Origin of the sequence: Campylobacter sp. JMF_01 NE2 (assembly GCF_027737365.1) — a bacterium.
Taxonomy (GTDB): domain Bacteria; phylum Campylobacterota; class Campylobacteria; order Campylobacterales; family Campylobacteraceae; genus Campylobacter_B.
In genome coordinates this window covers 1-1,304 of sequence record NZ_JAOVTR010000020.1, presented here as the reverse complement: position 1 = coordinate 1,304, position 1,304 = coordinate 1, and the positions used below count along the sequence as shown (strand labels likewise).

Annotated in this window: 1 protein-coding gene; it reads right to left on the bottom strand. The window is 32.1% G+C overall.

Features of this window, described 5'->3' with window-relative positions:
• Window positions 1-289, bottom strand: a 289-nt coding sequence (locus OFO01_RS08945) for a hypothetical protein (protein WP_270875551.1), incomplete at its 3' end; no start/stop codon positions are given.
• Window positions 290-1,304 lie beyond the last annotated feature (1,015 nt).

Here is a 1,304-nt window from a genome sequence, read left to right as displayed (position 1 = left end):
ACCGACTTCTTAATTCTAACTCTTTCATTTGTAACTGAAATTGCCTATCTCTTTCCTTTTCTTCATACTCTAACCTCTTTTCTCTTTCCTCTCTTTCTTTTTCCTCTCTTTCATTTTCTAACAATAATCTTTTTTCTCTTTCTTCTCTTTCATACTCTAACCTCTTTTCTTCCAACCTATACTTTAATTCTAACTCTTTTTCTTTTAACTGAATAGCAGACTGTGATTCCATAATGAGACCCAGAGACTCTTGTTCTAGTATTTCCTGTTCAACAAAATATCTTATCAAAATATTCCTAATCTCCTGTTTACTCATAGAGGATTTGACAGTGGTGACGTCATAGTGTCTAGAAAGTTCTAGTAAGTCAGCTTTTTTAGCCAATAGAAAAGACTCCTGGGAAGGCTGCTCAACAAATTTGTCAAGATTGAAAGACATGTTTACTTGCTGTTAGTCTAACAAAGTACCAAAATTTGTACGTACAATAATTTCTAAAATCTATCAAATTTTATCAAATTCTATCAAAATATATCAAATATAGATCTTCCAACAGTAAATGTTCAAATCCCGGACGAGCCCCCAATTTCTGTTACGTTACAAAGTGAAAAGTAACGAACAGAAAGGACTAACAACAAGCAAGCAAAATTTTAAATATTTATTAACAGATTTAAACAAATATAGGTAGTGAAAAATAAAAAAAAGAAAAACAACTTACATTAAAATTATTGTCTAAGTCCAAAGTCACACTGATCCTGGAGTTTGTAATGTCCACTCTTTAAATTATAATCCTACCACAACAGCACTGATCCTGGAGTTTAAAGTTCACAATGTCCACTTTTATCACTCTATAAAAATATTCCGAATAACATCCATTAATGAATGGCACTGTATCTTGCTGAGTCCCTTTATAAACTACTTATTAATATATATCCACTAACATCCAACTTAACTGGTTTTACTCTCCAAACTTTTTAAGCCCCCGATCTAAACATCACCGCCCTTTATATACCTAAGTCAGAGTCCGGAAGCCTTGAGAAGGATCTGGAACTTACTAAAAATAGACACTAACTGATTAGTCAGGAAAATAGCAGACCACCCAGTTGTTTACAAGGAGTTATTTTTATCCTCCCCTGAAACTACTGAAACTTTCTGGAAGTTTTCTAAAAATAAACTAATTGTAATCAAAACAAGAGACAGGTAAACAGCTTGACCTTGACGCATACTAAAAAAACATCATAGTGACAAAATAAAATCTCAATAAGATGGGTAAACAATTTAACAAAACAATGAAAGTTAATGTCTTAAT